This is a genomic window from Paenibacillus sp. Pae15 (assembly GCF_024519685.1).
Lineage (GTDB): Bacteria > Bacillota > Bacilli > Paenibacillales > NBRC-103111 > Paenibacillus_G > Paenibacillus_G naphthalenovorans.
In genome coordinates this window covers 1-508 of record NZ_JALJRM010000092.1, presented here as the reverse complement: position 1 = coordinate 508, position 508 = coordinate 1, and the positions used below count along the sequence as shown (strand labels likewise).

The 508-nt window shown below is 50.8% G+C and carries 1 protein-coding gene and 1 pseudogene; both read left to right on the top strand.

Annotated elements, in window-relative coordinates; all coding sequences use genetic code 11:
- Positions 1-28: 28 nt before the first annotated feature.
- Positions 29-430 (top strand): annotated as a pseudogene (locus NR121_RS25075) (transposase); the annotation flags it as partial.
- A 29-nt stretch (positions 431-459) separates the two neighbouring features.
- Positions 460-508, top strand: a 49-nt coding sequence (locus NR121_RS25465) for a hypothetical protein (protein WP_375162549.1), incomplete at its 3' end; no start/stop codon positions are given.

Sequence of the window (508 nt, the reverse complement as noted above, 5' to 3'; positions counted from 1 at the left end):
CGAGCAACCATTCAAAGGAGGGCTTCTTTTGTACATTCAATATAACATGGATCAACTTTGTCTGCCAATGGATTTAGAGGAGGATATTCCTGCGGGGCATCTGGTCCGCATTGTCAATGATGCGGTTAATCGGTTGGACGACAACATCTTTGCAGCTGCTTACCCGGGTGGGGGGCGGGATAGCTACCATCCGAAAATGCTTACGAAAGTCATCGTGTACGCTTATACCCAGCGAATCTATTCCTCTCGTCAAATCGCCAGAGCCGTCCGCGAAAATATCATGTTCATGTGGCTTGCGGCCAGACAGCAGCCGGATTTCCGCACCATTAACCGCTTCCGCTCCGAGCGGATGAAAGACGTCCTTGAAACGGTTTTTACGGCCATTTTGGGTTTTCTTGTCGAGGAGAAGTACGTCAAGCTGGAGCACTATTCCGGAGTCGGGAGTGTACAGGCTGTCCTTTGAAAGACGCCTGCACGAAAGCCAAAGGGAACCAGGAAATCCGGGTGA